A 16,295-nucleotide genomic window follows, 5' to 3' on the forward strand; every position below is an offset into this window, starting at 1 on the left:
CCGCGTCAAGGCGATCAAGTCCCGCGCGGCTTGGCCCGGTTCGTCGCTTGCGCCTCAGCCGGGTTTTCCGGCCACGGATGACGGGGATAGCGGCCGCGCATTTCCGCACGCACCGCCGCCCATGAGCCGGACCAGAAGCGCGGCAGGTCCTTGGTGACCTGCACCGGCCGTCGCGCCGGCGACAACAGCGCCAGGGTCAACGGCACGCCGCCGACAGTCGGATGCGTCGTGACGCCGAACAACTCCTGCACCCGAATATCCACGCGCGGCCCGCCCTCGGCGGCATAATCGATAGCCGCCGAGCCCAGCGGCGTGACCAGACGCGGGGGCGCCAGCTCGTCCAGCCGCCGCTGTAGGTCCCAAGGGATCAGTCCACGCAAAGCCTCGGCCAGATTACCGTCAGCTATCCCCTCCAGCGACTTCGCCCCTTCCAGCAGAGGCCACAGCCAGTCCTGACGCGCCGCCAGCAGGGCGTCGTCCGACACATCGGGCCAGGCTGGGTCGCGCGCGTTCAGGAAGGCCAGACGTGCACGCAGTCCCGACGCCTGCTCGCCCCATTTCAGCGCGCCCAGCCCATCCGCCTCGATCTCAGCCCGAAGGGCGGCGGTCAAGGTCTCCGCATCCGGCGCGCCGACGACCTTCTCGTCCAGCACGATGGCCCCGATGCGCCGCGAGCGCCGGATCACCGACCGCCCCGACGGTTCGCGCACCAGCCGGTCCTCCGTCGAGATCAGACGCGCCAGATCGCTTTCGATCCGGTCCGCCTCCAGCGCCGCCGCCAGTCGCACCCGGTCGCGCGTGTCGCCGCCGCCGAGTTCGGCGATCGCCAACCAAGGCTCACGCGCCAGATGGTCGGTCGCCTCCAGCGCAGCCCCTCGCCCGCTAGCCAGAAGGTATTCACCCGTCTTGCCCCGCGCCTTTGCGATCCGCTCGGGAAAGGCCTCGGCCAGCAGCAGTCCAGGATCGATCGTCCGCCCCGATCCGCCGCCCGCCGCGCGCGCCCAGCGCTCCGCCAGCTTGATCGAATCGCGCGCTCTCTGCGTCCGATCGCGCTCCAGTCCGATCAGGCGATCCGCCAGATCGACGCTCGACCCGCCCAGACCCGGCTCGCTCAACACCGCCGCGATCCGTGCCCCCGTCATCGCATCGCCGGCGTCGGACGCCACGGCGACCATATGCGCCAGCCGCGGAGACAGCGGGATCTTCGTCAGGCGCAGCCCGTGTTTCGATAGTCCGCCATCGGCATCCAGCGCCCCCAAATGTGTCAGCACCTTGCGCGCCTCGGCCAGGGCGCCGGCCGGCGGCGGGTCCAGCAAGGCCAGCCCCTCGACCGAACGTGCGCCCCACCGGGCTAGGTCCAGGGCCAGTCCGGTCAGGTCCGCCTCCTGGATTTCCGGCCGCTGATGCGGGACCAGCCCGCGCGTCTGTTCCTCGTCCCACAAGCGGTAGCAGACGCCCGGCTCGGTGCGCCCGGCCCGGCCGCGCCTCTGTTCTGCGGAGGATCGGCTGACCTTGACCGTCGCCAACCGGGTCAGGCCGCTGGAGGGTTCGAACCGCGGCACGCGCGACAGGCCGCCGTCGATCACCACCCGCACGCCTTCGATGGTCAGGCTGGTTTCCGCAACCGAGGTCGCCAGCACCACCTTGCGCCGCCCCACAGCCGCCGGTTCGATGGCTCGGTCCTGTTCGGCTCGGTCCAGCCCGCCGTACAGGGGCACGACATCGACGTTCGGCAGTCTCAGCCGCTCGTTCACCAGCCTGGCCACCCGATGGATTTCGCCCTGCCCCGGCAGGAAGACCAGCACCGACCCCGTCTCCTCGCCCAAGGCGGTCAGACAGGCCCGCGCCACAGCCTCTTCGAACCGTTCGGATGGGTTGCGGCCCAAGTACCGGGTCTCGACCGGCCAGGCCCGTCCTTCGGCCTCGATCATTGGCGCGCCGTCGAGCAGGCGCGAGACCCCGACCACGTCCAGCGTCGCCGACATGACCAGCAGCCGCAGATCCTCACGCAGCAGCTTTTGCGTGTCTCTCGCCAACGCCAGCCCGAGATCGGCGTCCAGGCTGCGTTCGTGGAACTCGTCGAACAGGACCGCACCGACGCCCTCCAGACCCGGATCGTCCAGAATCATGCGCGTGAAGACGCCCTCGGTGACGACCTCGATCCGCGTGTTCGGCCCGATGCGGCTTTGCAGTCGGGTGCGATAGCCCACCGTCCCGCCCGGGTGCTCGCCCAGGGTCGCAGCCATCCGATCGGCCGCCGCCCGTGCGGCCAGGCGTCGCGGCTCCAACACCAGCACCTTACCGTCCAGCCAGGGCTGATCCAGCAGGGCCAGCGGCACGACCGTCGTCTTGCCCGCCCCCGGCGGCGCCGCCAGCACGGCCGTATTGCCCACGCTCAGGGCGGCTTTCAGCGGTTCCAGAACGGCGTGGATGGGCAGCATGCGTCGCCTCTAGCCTGCCAGCGGGCGATCACGAAAGCGTCGTCGCACCTTAACCACCCCGTCATGCGCGTTGCGCGCCGCCTCATCCGTCGCTAGCGTCCGCCCCAAGCAGCCGAGGGGCTGCATCAAAACGTGGGGGTATTTTATGTGGCGCGTTAAGTCGCTCGACGCGATCCTTGCCACGGCCGAGAAGAAGTCGCTTCATCGGTCGCTTGGTCCTGTTCAACTGACGCTGCTGGGGATCGGGGCCATCATCGGCACCGGCATCTTCGTCCTGACCGCCTCGGCCGCCCAAAAGGCCGGACCGGGCATGATGATCAGCTTCGTCATCGCCGGCGCGGTCTGCGCAGTCGCGGCGCTCTGCTACTCCGAACTGGCGTCGATGGCTCCGGTTTCGGGCTCGGCCTACACCTATACCTACGCCGTGATGGGCGAATTGCTGGCCTGGACGGTCGGCTGGGCGCTGATCCTGGAATACGCCGTGGCGGCCTCGGCCGTGTCGGTCGGTTGGTCGGGCTATGTGCTCGGGCTGATAGAACAGGGGCTCGGATTCGACTTCCCCGACCTCCTATCCGCCGGGCCGACCTGGTCGATGAACGGCTTCATCCCCACGCCTGACTTCTCGGCCGGGATCGTCAACATCCCCGCCATCGTCGTGGCCCTGCTTGTGACGGCTCTGCTGATGGTCGGCACGACGGAATCGGCCCGGGTCAACGCGATGCTGGTCGCGATCAAGGTCATCGCCCTGACGGTCTTCATCGTCATCACCCTGCCCGTCATCAAGTCCGCCAACCTGTCGCCGTTCGCCCCCAATGGCCTGTTCGGCCAATATTCGGGCATGGGCATCGTCGGCGCCGCAGCCTCGATCTTCTTCGCCTATGTCGGCTTTGACGCCGTTTCGACGGCGGCCGAGGAAACCAAGAATCCGCAGCGCAACGTGCCCATCGGCCTCATTGGTTCGCTGGCCATCTGCACGATCTTCTATCTGCTGGTTGCGCTCGGCGCCGCCGGCGCTATCGGCGCTCAGCCGGTTCTGGGCGCCGCCGGTGAAGCGGTACAGCCGGGCTCGCCCGCCTTCGTGGCCGCCTGCGCTCTGCCCGCCAACGCAGAAATGCTGGTCTGCTCTAACGAGGCCCTGGCCCACGTTCTGCGCGTCGTCGGTCACCCCCAGATCGGCAACGCCCTGGGCACCGCCGCCCTCCTGGCCCTGCCCTCGGTCATCCTGATGATGATCTTTGGTCAGACCCGCATCTTCTTCGTGATGGCGCGCGACGGCCTGCTGCCCGAAGGCCTGACCAAGATCCACCCCAAGTGGAAGACGCCCTATATCGTGACCGCCGCCACCGGCATCGCGGTCGCCATCGCCGGCGCCCTGTTCCCGGTCGGTCAGCTGGCCGACATCTCGAACTCGGGAACCCTGTTCGCCTTCTTCATGGTGTCGATCGCGGTGCTGGTGCTGCGGGTCAAGGATCCGAACCGTCGCCGTCCGTTCCGCACGCCGCTGATCTGGGTGTTCGCGCCCCTGTCGGCGTTCGGCTGCGCCTTCCTGTTCTGGAACCTGCCGCACGACGCCAAGATGGTGTTGCCGATCTGGGGCGGGATCGGCCTGCTGATCTACTTCGCCTACGGCTACCGCAAGAGCCACCTGGGTCGCGGTGTGGTCGAGGTTCACGAAACGGATGGTGACGTTCCGCCGCCGCCCGTGCCGCCGATCCGCTAAGACCAAACCGGGCCTGTCGCACCAATCGCGGCAGGCCCAGCTATCGGCCTCAAATAACCCGCAAGGGCGATAGGCCAGGAATAGAGAAAGGCCCCGGAGCGATCCGGGGCCTTTTTTGTCTTGGTGCGGATGAGAGGACTCGAACCTCCACGCCTCTCGGCGCTGGAACCTAAATCCAGTGCGTCTACCAGTTCCGCCACATCCGCATCGGGTAGGCCGTCGCGTCTAGAGGGTGACGTCGCTCAGGGCAAGGCCTCAGCGACGCCCGGCGACCAGTTCGTTGCGGATGGAGCGTCCCAAGGGATCGCGGGCGCGCCAGCTGTCGCCGACATCCGCCTCGACCATCCGGCTGCAGAAGCGTGGCAGGATCTGGCGCGGGCTGAAGCCGGACAGACAGATCTTGTCCCCCTCGGCCGACCAGCGTGCCGCCACACGTCGCCCGTCGGAAAACTGCGAGGTGTAGCGCCCATCCGGCTCGAAATAGTGCCGGACCCACTGGCCGTTCGGATAATGGGACACGATCGTATTGCCGAACGCCTTGGACATGTCGGCTGAGGCGGGCGAGGCCGCCAGCACGCCCACGATCGCCAAACCGCAGATCACCGAAACCTGCTTCACACGCCCCTCCTGCGCTGTCCGTAAATCGACTATCGACGATACATAAGACGGCGCAAGGGATGCGGTTCCTCAGCCGTTGCCGCGACGACCCGATTCGAACAGGAACCAGACGCGCTTCTCGCTCTCGTCGATCCAGTTCTCGAGCAAGCTGGCGGTCGCGACGTCGTTATGCTCGTCGCAAAGGTCATGCACCTCGCGCATCCGGCCGATCAGTTCACCGTTGTCGTCGCGAAGCTCGGCCAGCATATCCAGCGGGTCGACATAGTCGGCGTCATTGTCGGCGATGCGTGATTCCTTGGCGATCTGACCGATGGAGCGAAGCGTGGTCCCGCCGATCTTGCGCGCCCGCTCGGCCATGGGATCGGTCATGGCCAGGATTTCCGCCGACTGCTCGTCCAGCATCAGATGGTAGTCCCGGAAATGCGGACCCGAGACGTGCCAGTGGAAATTCTTCGTCTTGATGTAGAGAGCGAACGTATCGGCGAGAAGGCCGGTCAGAGCGGCGGAAATGCTCTGGGTCGCCTCCTCCGACAGGCTCGTCGGCGTCTTCAGGGGCGCCAGGCGTTTCTCTTTAGCGGTGGCCATCATCGTTCTCCTCAGCAGCAGTCTGCGGTCAAGCTAGGTCGCCGGGCATCCGAACGGAAGCCCTGGTGCAGAGGATAATGCTGAAGCTAGGAAGTGGTTCGGCTGGGCCGACCTTTGTCGGCGGATGGCTGGGGAACTAGGACTCGAACCTAGAATGACGGTACCAAAAACCGTAGTGTTACCATTACACCATTCCCCAGCAGGACCGGCGTTTCCGAAGCACTCTGTGCGGCGGAGGCGGTCAGATACGCCAAGCCGTTTTGGGATGCAACACCCTCTTTCAGGACTATTTTCGCTTACCGTGAAGATGGGTCGAAATGGGCGCTTGCGGCCTATCGAACCCATGGCTATAAGCCGCGTCCTCACTTCGGGGCGACGCCGCCAGGCCAGCCCCTACGGTCGGAGTGTGGCTCAGCCTGGTAGAGCACTGCGTTCGGGACGCAGGGGTCGGAGGTTCGAATCCTCTCACTCCGACCATCTTCTCCTCAGAATAGTCGACGATGCGACAGCGGGTCTTCGCCCGCCGCCAGAGCCGCGTCAGTCGTCGTTCGCCGCGCTCTTCATCGCCTGTCGCGCCACCGCATTCAGATGCGCTCCGACCGACTCGACTGGCCTTGAGCCCAGCGCCTTTCGGCGCGCGATCAGATCGGGCGAGCCAGCGTCATAATCGGCCATCAGCCGCCGCACGAACGCCCCGCCCTGCACCTCGGCCAGCACCTGATCCATCGCTTGGCGAGATTCGGCTCCGATGACGCGCGGTCCGGTCAGATAGGCGCCGTATTCCGCCGTGTTCGAAATCTTGGCGAAGGCGCCCGCGATGCCGCGTTCGTACATCAAGTCGGTCACCAGCTTGGTCTCGTAAAAACATTCGAACCACGCCACCTCGGGCGGATAGCCGGCATGGACCAGTTTCATGAAGGCCGTGTCGATCAGTTCGGCGATGCCGCCGCACAGCACCACCTGTTCTCCGAACAGGTCGCTCTCGCACTCGTCGCGCATCGTCGTTTCCAGAATGCCCTTGCGCCCGCATCCCAGCGCCGCCGCATAGGACAGGCCTAGCGCATGCGCGCCGCCCGTTGCGTCCTGCTGCACGCCGAACAGGCAGAAAACCCCCTGCCCGGCCTCGTACAGGTCGCGGATGCGCGGCCCGATCCCCTTGGGCGAGGCCAGGATGACGTCCAGATCCGCGCGCGGTTCGACCAGGCCGAATCGCACCGACAGGCCGTGGGCGAAGATCAGGGCCGCGCCCGGCCGCACGTTCGGCTCCAGCTCGTCGCGCCACAGATCGCGATGCGCCTCGTCTGACGTCATGACGGCGACCACGTCGGCGCCCGACGCGGCCTGCGCGGCCGTCATCACCTCGAATCCGTCGGCGCGCGCCAGGTCTCGCGTCTTGGAGTCGGCCTTCAGACCCACCACGATGTCGGCCACGCCCGAATCGCGCAGGTTCAGCGCATGGGTGCGCCCCTGGCTGCCGTAACCGATCATGGCCACGCGCTTGCCGCGAATGATCGAAAGGTCGCAGTCGCGGTCGTGGAAGACAGGCAGCGGATTGGATAGGGTCTGCGTCATGACCGCCTTCATAACCCCATCCGATGTCGTCGCCTTCTGGAAAGAGGCCGGACCCGAAAAGTGGTTCGCCAAGGACGAGGCGTTCGACGCCGACTTCCGCGACCGAGGCCACGCCCTGCATTGGGCCGCCGCACGCCGCGAACGGGACGACTGGATAGACACGGCCGAGGGCGCCTTGGCGCTGTTGATCCTGCTGGACCAGTATCCCCGAAACAGTTTTCGCGGCACGGCGCATCAGTTCGCCACCGACCCGCTCGCCCTGATGTTTGCAAACCAAGCCGTGGCCCGCGATCTGCATCTGGCGGTCGAGCCGGCTTTGAAGAACTTCCTGCTGCTGCCGTTCGAGCATTCCGAAAGCATCGAGGATCAGGACCGCTACATGGCCTTGGTCGCCGGGGATGAAGAGCTGGAGAAATGGGGCAAGCTGCACCGGGACATCATCGTCCGCTTTGGCCGCTTCCCGCACCGCAACGCCGCGCTGGGCCGCCAGACGACGCCTGAAGAACAAGCCTTCCTCGACCAAGGCGGCTTCGGGGGCTGATTCGATCCACAACGATCCGATCGTGATCACCGACGGCTCATTGGCGATCGACTGATTCGGGTGGAAGCTGACGCCATGAACGCTCAGGTCGCCATCGCTGAACTTCAGGCTCGCATCGCCGCGGCGCCTGCCGATCATCCCGAGCGGCAGTATCTGAACCTCCTGCGCGAGATCCTCGACAATGGCGTCCGTCGCGACGACCGCACCGGCACGGGCACCCTGGGCGTCTTCGGCCGCCAGATGCGGTTCGATCTGTGCAAGGGTTTCCCGGTCCTGACGACCAAGAAGCTGCATCTCCGGTCGATCATCGTCGAACTGCTGTGGTTCCTACGTGGCGAGACCAACATCGCCTATCTGAAGGACAATGGCGTCCGCATCTGGGACGAATGGGCCGACGCCGACGGCGAGTTGGGTCCGGTCTATGGCAAGCAATGGCGGTCCTGGACCGCGCCGGACGGGCGCGTCATCGACCAGATCGAGAAACTGGTTCATGGGCTGAAGACCAACCCCAACAGCCGCCGCCACATCGTCACCGCCTGGAACCCGGCCGATGTCGACGACATGGCCCTGCCGCCCTGCCACTGCCTGTTCCAGTTCTTCGTCGCTGACGGAAAGCTGTCCTGCCAACTGTACCAGCGCAGCGCCGACGTGTTCCTGGGCGTGCCCTTCAACATCGCCTCCTATGCCCTGCTGACGATGATGCTGGCCCAGGTCGTGGGGCTGGAGCCGGGCGACTTCGTCCACACCTTCGGCGACGCCCACCTTTATCTGAACCACCTCGAACAGGCCGAGCTTCAGCTGACCCGCGAGCCCCTGCCCCTGCCCGTCATGCAGATCGCGCCCAAAACCGACCTGTTCGCCTTCGATCTCTCGGACTTCACCCTCGAGGGCTACGAAGCCTGGCCGCACATCAAGGCCGCCGTCGCCGTTTAAGGTCATTCACGATGATCCGCGCTTTCTCTCTTGGTCTCATTCTGCTCGCGACGCCCGCAGCGTCGGCGATCGCCCAGCCGGTCTCATCCGCCGTCGAAGCCGCCGAGATCACGCCAGTCCAAATCAGGGTTCCGGCGCCGGACGGTCGGGCCATACCGATCAGCATCTGGACGGCACCGGCCGAACGCGGCGTGGTGGTGTTCAGCCACGGCTATAACGGTTCGCCGACGGCCTATGCTCGCATTCTGTCGGCCTGGGCGGCGCATGGTTTCACGGTAATCGCACCGCTTCACGTCGATTCTCTGCGTCATCCGGAACATGAGAAATACGACAATCGCGCCGCCTTCTCGACCAGGCTGATCGACCTGGGCGTCGCACGCGGCATCGCCGCCCATGCGCATTCGGGCAAGTCGCTGATCGTGGCGGGGCATTCGTTTGGCTCTCTGATGTCCGTGATCGAAGGCGGCGCCGTTACGGCTGCCGGGCCAGCAGGCGACCCGGCGGTGAAAGGCGTGATCGCCTTTTCCTCGGCCGGCTCGATCCCCGGCCTCGTCACCTCCGACAGCTACCGCACGCTTGACCGTCCGCTGTTGGTGATCACCGGCGATCAGGATCTGGTGCCCGGCTTCGTCAGCGATTGGCGCGATCATCGCGCGCCGTTCGACAACAGTCCGGCCGGCGACAAAACTCTCATGATCTTCGCGGGCGCAGACCACCAGCTGCCAGGGACGGCGCAAGGCGAGCGGTTTGATCAGATCATCCGGGCAACGGAGGATTTCCTCGACGCCTATGCGCTGAACGACGCCGAGGCCCGATCGCGCCTTGAGGCCTTCGCCGCAGACGGCGTCAGCGTCGAGCGCCGCTGAACGGATGGATTTGCGCCATCTGACCGCGTCGGTTCTTCGCATCTCCGACATCTACGCCGCCGAACACGATATCGACCGCGACCGCGACTGGGCGTTGCTCAAGCTTCAGGAAGAGCTTGGCGAACTGACCGCCGCGCATCTGCGTCTGACCAGCCGCGCACGAGGCGCACCCGACAGCCAGGCGCTGGGTGACGAGGCGGCGGATGTGCTGGGGATGCTGCTGATCTACTGCGCGCGGGCGGGTGTCGATCTGGATCAGGCCATGCAGCGCAAATGGCTGAAGTGGCTGGAGCCTCAGGCCTAATCCTAGTCCTCTGGCGCAATCATGATCATCGGCCTCAGACGCCCGACCAAGGCGTCGTCCGTTTCGATGCGCTCGACCACGATCCGGTTCTTCATCATGCCCATCTGCATGGTGGCGCGAAACGCGATCACGTCGCCGGGCGCAGCAATGAATCCCTCAAGCGTCGGCTTGTTCTGCTTGCCCGCCAGACCGCCGAACGCCATGGACACCTGGTGGCCGCCCGGCGATACCGAAATGGCGGTGAAGCGCGGACTCTTCAGCTGGGCCACGAACTTGCCGTCCACCGACAGGTCCATGCCGGCGGCCTTGCCCACGAAGCCTTCGCGATAGACGATCAGCAGAGCCTGATCGTGAAACTGAGGGCGAAACGCCAGTGCGGCCTGCTTCTGCTCCGCCGTCGCCGACTTTCCCAGTTTTGTGCCCGCCAGATTGGCCATGATGTAGGCGGTGAATACGCCCAAGAATGCGCCGACCATCATCGGCAGATAGCCGGCGTCGGCTCCGGCCGATGAGAACAAGAACGCCAGCCCGCCGCTGATGACGAACGCGACCAGGAAACCGACCACGATGGCGGGGAGATACTTGCTCATGACGGGGCTCGCGTTCATTGGATGGGTCACTTCAACGCATCGATACGGTCAAGGTTCTTGCCCCAGCCCATCATTTCCCTGGTTGTCGCCCGCGGCCAAAACGGCGTCATCGGCCGCGATGGCGACCTGCCCTGGCGGCTCCGCAGCGACTTGCAGAGGTTCAAAGCCATCACTGTGGGCAAGCCTTGCCTGATGGGTCGCAAGACTTGGGAGAGCCTGCCGCTGAAGCCTCTGCCGGGTCGGCTGAACATCGTGCTGACGCGTGACGAATCCTACGAAAGCGACGGCATGGCCAAAGGCGCGCTGGTCTGCGCCACTCTGGACGAGGCCATCGAGATCGGACGCGAAACCGCCGAGGACGATGGCGTCGAGGAGATCTGCATCATCGGCGGCACAGCCCTGTTTGAGGTCGCCCTGCCCCGCGCGAGGCGCCTGTACATCACCGAGGTCGAGGCCTCTCCCGAAGGCGACGCCGTTTTTCCGTCATTCGACGAAACCGCCTGGGTCGAGGTAACGTCGGAATCGCACCCGGCGGGCGAGAAGGACGACCACGCCTTCACCTTTCGCGTGCTGGAACGCCGCTAGGAGAAACAGATGTACGTCACCACGACCAACGACCTGCCCGGCTTTCGCGTCACGCGCCACATCGGCCTGGTGCGCGGCGTCACGGTCCGCTCTCGCAACGCCATCTCCGACGCCATCGGCGGGGTCCAGTCCATGCTTGGCGGCCGTGTCGGCGCCTATGTGAAGCTGGCAGAGGCCGGGCGTCAGGAAGCCTATGACGAACTGGTCAAACACGCCCAGGCCCACGGCGCCAACGCCATCCTGGCCGTCCGGTATGATGCGACGGAGATCATGCCGGGCGTGACCGAGGTCCTATGCTACGGCACGGGCGTGATCGTCGAGCCGGCATAATCGGCTCGACGTCTCTCGATCAGGACAGGGTCATCAGGTCCGAACGCTCGAAGTTGCGCAGCTCGTCTTCGCGACCGTCGCGGATCTTCGCGACCCACTGAGGATCGGCCAGCAGCGCGCGGCCGACGGCGACCAGGTCGAACTCCTCGTTCTCCAGACGGCGCAGCAGACCGTCCAGCGAAGCGGGCTTTGAACCTTCGCCGCCGAAGGCCGCTATGAACTCGCCGTCCAGGCCCACGGATCCGACGGTGATCGTGGGCTTGCCCATCAGCTTCTTGGTCCAGCCGGCGAAGTTCAGGTCCGAGCCTTCGAACTCCGGCTCCCAGAAGCGGCGCTGCGAGCAGTGGAAGACGTCCACGCCGGCGTCCGACAGCGGGGTCAGCCACTCGACCATCTGTTCCGGCGTCTCGGCGATGCGAGCCGTGTAATCCTGAAGCTTCCATTGCGACAGGCGCAGGATGACGGGGATGTCGTCGCCCACGCCTTCACGCACCGCCTTCACGACCTCGGCGCCGAATCGGGCGCGGTCAGCGATGGTCGGTCCGCCCCAGCGGTCCTCGCGCGCATTCAGGCCGCCCCAGAAGAACTGATCGATCAGATAGCCGTGGGCGCCGTGGATTTCGACGGCGTCGAAGCCGAGGTCGCGAGCCGCGCGGGCCGATCGGCCGAAAGCGGCGATTGTGTCGGCGACGTCCTCCTCCGTCATCGGCTCCAGCCTGGTCTTGCCCGGCATGGTCATGCCCGACGGACTGTCCACCTTGCCCAGAGGCGCCCAGTCATCGCCGCGTCCGCGGGCCGAGCCCACGTGCCAGATCTGCGGCGCGATCAGACCGCCGGCGGCATGAACCTCTTCCACCACGGACTTCCATTCCGGCAACGCTTCGCCGTGGAAGACCGGAACATTGGCGTCGTTGCGCGCCGCCGGGCGCTCGACGACCGTGCCCTCGGTCACGATCAGTCCCACCCCGCCCTCGGCCCGACGGCGATAATAGGCGGCGACGTCGGAGGTCGGGATGCCGTTCGGCGAGAAGGACCGCGTCATGGGCGCCATGACGATGCGGTTGGGCAGGGTCAGCCCCTTGATCGTGAAGGGGCTGAACAGGGCTTCGAGGCTCATTGGATCTCCTTGGGTATCTGTAGCACCCAAGGTGGCGAACAGGGTTGCGTTTGAAAACCCCTTTCCCCGGCTTTTTCTATAGCCCGAGCGCAGAGGACACGCGCGCGGCGATTTCGGCGAAGCGGTCGGCGATATCGCCCTGCGGATCGGTTGCGACCGACGGTCGTCCCGCATCGCCGCCCTCTCGCAAGGCGACGTCCAGCGGCAAGGCGCCTAAGAATGGGATGGACAGGCGCTCGGCCTCGGCCTTGCCCCCGCCTTCGCCAAAGACTGGCCCGCTCATGTTCTCGATCAGGCCAAACGTCGGGACATTGACGCGCTGAAACAGGGTGTGGGCGCGCCGGGCATCGGCCAGAGCGACTTCCTGCGGCGTCGAAACGATTACCGCCCCATCCAGGGGCGTCTTCTGGATCAGCGTCAGCTGGACATCGCCCGTGCCCGGCGGCAGATCGACCACCAGCACGTCCAGCGGCGCATCAGCCGTTCCCCAACGCGTCTGGGTCAGCATCTGTGTGATGGCCTGCGACGCCATGGGTCCGCGCCAGATCATGGCGTCGTCCATCTTGGTCAAAAGGCCGACCGACATGGCCTTCAACCCGTGAGCGACGTGCGGCACGATGGCGCCGTCCTCGTAGGCGGGTTGGCCGCTGATGCCCAGCATGGTCGGCAGCGACGGCCCATAGACATCGGCGTCGAGAATGCCGACCGAAAGCCCGCGCGCCGAAAGCGCGGCAGCCAAGTTCACCGCAACGGTGGACTTGCCGACCCCGCCTTTTCCACTGGCGACGGCCAGGACGCGGCGAACATGCGCGGGACGGTCGGTCGGGACCGGGGCCTTGGCGCGGCCCTGATCGACCGCCGCCTTGGACAGGCCCGCCGTGCGCGGCGCAGCAGCAGGCTTGGTCTCGGCGGTCAGAATGACCGAGACGCGCGCCATGCCGGGAATGGCCTTCAGCGCAGCCTCCGCCGCGTCACGAACCGGCGCGTAGGCGGCGGCCTGGCTGCGATCGACTTCCAGAGCAAACCCCGCGCGATCCTCGGCCACGACCAGACCCTGAACAAGACCGGCGGCGACAAGCCCCTGGCCGGAAACCGGATCGATGATGGCGTCCAGGGCGGCGATAACGGCGGTGCGTTCGACCAAGGCGGTCTCCAAGGGACTTGCAGGCGATGATGCGCGCGTTCTATCGCCCTCGAACCCGTCCCGCGAGCCACGATTTGTCCCAGCCGCCCTCAATCAGCCTGATCGCCGGGCCGACCGCCTCGGGCAAATCGGCGCTGGCGTTGAATATGGCGCGCGAAACGGGCGCGGTGATCATCAACGCCGACAGCCAGCAGCTTTACGCCGACCTGCGCATCCTGACGGCCCGCCCGTCGGTTGAAGATGAAGCGCAGGCCGATCATCGACTGTATGGCGTCGCCGACGCGGCGGACGCCTGGTCCGTGGGACGCTGGAGCCGCGCTGTCATGGCGTTGCTCGACGACATCCGTGACCAAGGCCGGTCGGCGATTCTGGTGGGCGGGACCGGCCTCTATTTCACCAGCCTGACACGCGGCCTGGCCGATATTCCTGCGGTGCCAACCGCGGTGCGCGATCAGATGGATGCCGACTACAAGGCGCTCGGCGAGTCAGCTTTCCGCCGGCGCCTGGGGCAGATCGATCCCGAGGCGGCGCAAGCCATCGAACAGGGAGACCGCCAGCGGCTGGTGCGGGCCATGAGCGTCTTCATCGCCAGCGGCCGCGCGCTGAGCGCCTGGAAGGCCGACACTCAGCCCTTGTTGACGCCGGGTTCATGGACCGGATGGGTCAGGGAGCCTGAGCGCCAGCAACTCTATGCAAACTGCGACCAGCGCGTGGACCTGATGATCGATCAGGGAGCGATGGACGAAGTCCAAGCCCTGATGGACCGTGGCTTGAACCCCGCGCTGCCCGCCATGAAGGCGGTCGGGGTCAGAGAACTGGCCGCCTATCTGTCCGGCGATCTGGCCCGCGACGAGGCGATCGCCGCTCTGAAACAAGCCACCCGCAACTACGCCAAACGTCAGCTGACGTGGTTTCGAAACCAGACGCCGGACTGGCGTCGCGACTAAGAAACAATCCGGCGCTTGGAATGCATCACGGCTGCGCCTATATTCGTCTGGTCCGGTTTCGGCCGGACTATGGCGATAAATGCGCTTGTAATAAGCGGACCGGACCCGGGTGCGATTCCCGGCGGCTCCACCAACTCTCTCCCCGCGTTATCGGCGGAGGCAGCATGGGGCCGACTAGCATCGACGGACGTGTAAAGAGGATTGCTTTCGCTCGTCCTGGCCCACCGTATCGGGCCATTTTCTAACTGCGAACGATAACTTCGCTGGAGAAGTCGCTCTCGCCGCGTAATGCGGTTCGAGTGATTTCGAATCTTAAGTCCTAGGGGTTCAGATCCTTGGGCGGGGCCTGTCGGGAGCCTGGCAACAGAATCCCGGCGTTTTCCAAAAGATGATCGGGAGCCTGGCGCCAGAATCCCGGCGCTTTACCTTCATGACACCTTTCGCCAGCGGCCCCGCGCCGCTATCAGTCGCGCTCTGATGCGAGGTGACGATGAGCGACCAGGCCCCTCCGGTCGATGAGATGCGGTACGAACAGCTGGCGCAGGAAGCCCTACGCGGCGTCATGCGCGCCGCGCTTGAACGCGTGCTGGCCGAGGGCCTGCCCGGCGCCCACCACTTCTACATCACCTTCAAGACGCGCGCCGTCGGCGTCAGCGTAGCCCCTGACATTCTGGCGAAATATCCGGAAGAGATGACGGTCGTTCTGCAGCACCAGTATGAGGACCTGCGCGTCGAGCCTGAGCGTTTCTCGGTCAAGCTGCGCTTCGGCGGCATGCCCAAGAGCCTGGTCATCCCCTATTCGGCGATCACGCGCTTCTACGATCCCAGCGTCCAATTCCTGCTGCAGTTCGAAGACCCGCAGCTTCTGGACGAGGTCGAAGACGAGCCGCCCCCGCCCCAGGACATGCCGCCGATTTCTGACGGCCCCAAGGTCGTGTCACTGGACCAGTTCCGCAAGAAATAGCCGCCGTCAGTCTTTACGCGGATAGGAGCGGATCAGGATCCGCTCTCTTTCGCCTTCGCGTCTTTCGACCAGCAGCCGCGCGACCTGGGCGTCGTCGTGGAACAGATAGCCTTTAATGGAGTCGAGCAAGGCCTTGGCCAGGTTGTCGAGGTCCATCCAGGGCGGCTCGCCGACATGCTCCATGCGGATTTCGACGACATGGTCGCCCCATGATGGTCTAGCTCCGCGCCATTCCTTGCGCATGAACTCATAGACCAGCGGCTTGTAGTATTTGGCCTGGGTCGTCAGGCCGTCGATAACGATCTCGACCGCATCGCCATCCTCGCGCGCCCTGACCTTGCCGGTCCCGATCCAGCCGGCGGTCACGGTCGCATCGACCTTGTGCAGACGGCGGGCGCCGCATCCAGCAAACGCGCGGAGCGGATCGTGACGGGCGTCGTAAGCTGCTCATCAGAATTCGCGGGCATCCGCTGGATCCGGCGCGCGACATCCAGTCCTTGGACCACGGCTCCGAATGCAGCGAAGCCCTGCCCGTCTGGATTCCGCCCTCCGCCAAAGTCCAGGCTCGGCGTATCTTGTGTGACGATGAAGAAACTGGATGTGGCGCTGTCCGGTCCGTCCCGCGCCATGGACACCGCGCCGGCCGTATGGCGCAGGCCAGTGTCTCGTGTCCGTTCAAGAGTTATCGGCGGTCGCGAGGCGTCATCGCTGCCGCGTGGCGTCGCCGCCTGGATCACGTCGATGGGATAGCGGCTGGCGGTATTTGTTTCGCGGCTGACGGTTCTGAAGAACGTGCCCCCCTCATAATCACCCGTCACGACGTAACTGATGAAGTTGCATGTCGTGATCGGCGCAGCGGCTGCATCCAGCGCCAGCACCATCGTGCCGGCTGTCGTGTCGAGCGCAACGCGGGGCATTGTGGGGTCAGGCTGAACAGTCGCGCAGCCCGCCAGCGCCGACAGCGCTGCCACGGCGACCAACCCTCGTCTCATATCCGCGCTCTTCTTGCCCTGCATGGCTCTCGTGCTACACCGCCGC

18 protein-coding genes, 3 tRNA genes and 1 other RNA gene are annotated in these 16,295 nt (G+C 65.7%); 11 read left to right on the top strand and 11 right to left on the bottom strand.

The window, feature by feature from the left end; translation table 11 throughout:
- Positions 1-14: 14 nt before the first annotated feature.
- Positions 15-2,441 (bottom strand): ATP-dependent helicase HrpB, encoded by a 2,427-nt coding sequence (gene hrpB / locus E7T10_RS09945; protein WP_137721666.1) that lies wholly within the window; start codon positions 2,439-2,441, stop codon positions 15-17.
- 145 nt (positions 2,442-2,586) lie between these two features.
- On the opposite strand from hrpB, the gene E7T10_RS09950 reads away from it, so the two are divergent.
- Positions 2,587-4,161 carry an amino acid permease gene (locus E7T10_RS09950; RefSeq protein ID WP_137721667.1) on the top strand — a complete coding sequence of 525 codons (1,575 nt, stop codon included), beginning with the start codon at positions 2,587-2,589 and terminating at the stop codon, positions 4,159-4,161.
- Between the two features lie 121 nt (positions 4,162-4,282).
- Here the strand turns inward: E7T10_RS09950 and E7T10_RS09955 are convergent.
- The 4 genes from E7T10_RS09955 to E7T10_RS09970 form a co-directional block, all read right to left on the bottom strand.
- Positions 4,283-4,367 (bottom strand) — tRNA-Leu (locus tag E7T10_RS09955).
- 49 nt (positions 4,368-4,416) lie between these two features.
- Positions 4,417-4,779, bottom strand: a complete 363-nt coding sequence (locus E7T10_RS09960) for a hypothetical protein (RefSeq protein ID WP_231576620.1) — start codon at positions 4,777-4,779, stop codon at positions 4,417-4,419.
- A 69-nt stretch (positions 4,780-4,848) separates the two neighbouring features.
- Complete coding sequence (locus tag E7T10_RS09965) at positions 4,849-5,364, bottom strand: Dps family protein (protein ID WP_246845984.1); 516 nt, start codon at positions 5,362-5,364, stop codon at positions 4,849-4,851.
- Positions 5,365-5,489: 125 nt separating this feature from the next.
- Positions 5,490-5,563, bottom strand: a tRNA-Gln gene (locus E7T10_RS09970).
- Positions 5,564-5,764: 201 nt separating this feature from the next.
- On the opposite strand from E7T10_RS09970, the gene E7T10_RS09975 reads away from it, so the two are divergent.
- Positions 5,765-5,841: transfer RNA gene (locus E7T10_RS09975), tRNA-Pro, on the top strand.
- Between the two features lie 60 nt (positions 5,842-5,901).
- Here the strand turns inward: E7T10_RS09975 and ilvC are convergent.
- Positions 5,902-6,936, bottom strand: coding sequence for a ketol-acid reductoisomerase (gene ilvC, locus E7T10_RS09980; protein WP_137721668.1), 1,035 nt, complete (start codon positions 6,934-6,936; stop codon positions 5,902-5,904).
- On the opposite strand from ilvC, the gene E7T10_RS09985 reads away from it, so the two are divergent.
- From E7T10_RS09985 to E7T10_RS10000, 4 genes are all read left to right on the top strand, one after another.
- Entirely contained in the window at positions 6,935-7,477 is a 543-nt protein-coding gene (locus E7T10_RS09985; RefSeq protein WP_137721669.1) for a DUF924 family protein, read from the top strand. The two genes, ilvC and E7T10_RS09985, sit on opposite strands and share 2 nt — an antisense overlap.
- A gap of 75 nt (positions 7,478-7,552) precedes the next feature.
- Positions 7,553-8,410, top strand: coding sequence for a thymidylate synthase (locus tag E7T10_RS09990; protein ID WP_137721670.1), 858 nt, complete (start codon positions 7,553-7,555; stop codon positions 8,408-8,410).
- 11 nt (positions 8,411-8,421) lie between these two features.
- Entirely contained in the window at positions 8,422-9,276 is an 855-nt protein-coding gene (locus E7T10_RS09995; RefSeq protein WP_137721671.1) for an alpha/beta hydrolase, read from the top strand.
- Between the two features lie 4 nt (positions 9,277-9,280).
- On the top strand, positions 9,281-9,580 hold the full coding sequence (locus tag E7T10_RS10000) for a phosphoribosyl-ATP pyrophosphohydrolase (protein WP_137721672.1): 300 nt from the start codon (positions 9,281-9,283) through the stop codon (positions 9,578-9,580).
- A 2-nt stretch (positions 9,581-9,582) separates the two neighbouring features.
- Here the strand turns inward: E7T10_RS10000 and E7T10_RS10005 are convergent, their stop codons facing one another.
- On the bottom strand, positions 9,583-10,170 hold the full coding sequence (locus E7T10_RS10005; protein ID WP_137721673.1) for a hypothetical protein: 588 nt from the start codon (positions 10,168-10,170) through the stop codon (positions 9,583-9,585).
- A gap of 57 nt (positions 10,171-10,227) precedes the next feature.
- On the opposite strand from E7T10_RS10005, the gene E7T10_RS10010 reads away from it, so the two are divergent.
- Positions 10,228-10,755: a dihydrofolate reductase gene (locus tag E7T10_RS10010; protein ID WP_137721674.1), complete on the top strand. Its 528-nt coding sequence runs from the start codon at positions 10,228-10,230 to the stop codon at positions 10,753-10,755.
- A 9-nt stretch (positions 10,756-10,764) separates the two neighbouring features.
- Positions 10,765-11,085: a YbjQ family protein gene (locus E7T10_RS10015; RefSeq protein WP_039243695.1), complete on the top strand. Its 321-nt coding sequence runs from the start codon at positions 10,765-10,767 to the stop codon at positions 11,083-11,085.
- A 19-nt stretch (positions 11,086-11,104) separates the two neighbouring features.
- Here E7T10_RS10015 and E7T10_RS10020 read toward each other — a convergent pair whose 3' ends face one another.
- Entirely contained in the window at positions 11,105-12,202 is a 1,098-nt protein-coding gene (locus E7T10_RS10020) for an NADH:flavin oxidoreductase (protein WP_137721675.1), read from the bottom strand.
- 76 nt (positions 12,203-12,278) lie between these two features.
- Positions 12,279-13,346, bottom strand: a complete 1,068-nt coding sequence (locus E7T10_RS10025; protein ID WP_137721676.1) for an Mrp/NBP35 family ATP-binding protein — start codon at positions 13,344-13,346, stop codon at positions 12,279-12,281.
- A gap of 146 nt (positions 13,347-13,492) precedes the next feature.
- Between E7T10_RS10025 and miaA the strand changes: the two genes are divergently transcribed.
- The 3 genes from miaA to E7T10_RS10040 all read left to right on the top strand — a co-directional run bounded on the left by miaA (position 13,493) and on the right by E7T10_RS10040 (position 15,257).
- Positions 13,493-14,293: a tRNA (adenosine(37)-N6)-dimethylallyltransferase MiaA gene (gene miaA / locus E7T10_RS10030; RefSeq protein WP_246846151.1), complete on the top strand. Its 801-nt coding sequence runs from the start codon at positions 13,493-13,495 to the stop codon at positions 14,291-14,293.
- A gap of 11 nt (positions 14,294-14,304) precedes the next feature.
- Positions 14,305-14,672: a transfer-messenger RNA gene (gene ssrA / locus E7T10_RS10035) on the top strand.
- A gap of 111 nt (positions 14,673-14,783) precedes the next feature.
- On the top strand, positions 14,784-15,257 hold the full coding sequence (locus E7T10_RS10040) for an SspB family protein (protein ID WP_137721678.1): 474 nt from the start codon (positions 14,784-14,786) through the stop codon (positions 15,255-15,257).
- A 6-nt stretch (positions 15,258-15,263) separates the two neighbouring features.
- Here E7T10_RS10040 and E7T10_RS10045 read toward each other — a convergent pair whose 3' ends face one another.
- Positions 15,264-15,644 carry a RusA family crossover junction endodeoxyribonuclease gene (locus E7T10_RS10045; RefSeq protein ID WP_371276304.1) on the bottom strand — a complete coding sequence of 127 codons (381 nt, stop codon included), beginning with the start codon at positions 15,642-15,644 and terminating at the stop codon, positions 15,264-15,266.
- Positions 15,620-16,273: a peptidylprolyl isomerase gene (locus tag E7T10_RS10050; protein WP_168189921.1), complete on the bottom strand. Its 654-nt coding sequence runs from the start codon at positions 16,271-16,273 to the stop codon at positions 15,620-15,622. The genes E7T10_RS10045 and E7T10_RS10050 overlap by 25 nt, the downstream gene beginning before the upstream one ends.
- Between the last annotated feature and the right edge of the window lie 22 nt (positions 16,274-16,295).

Origin of the sequence: Brevundimonas sp. SGAir0440 (assembly GCF_005484585.1) — a bacterium.
Classification (GTDB): Bacteria; Pseudomonadota; Alphaproteobacteria; order Caulobacterales; family Caulobacteraceae; genus Brevundimonas.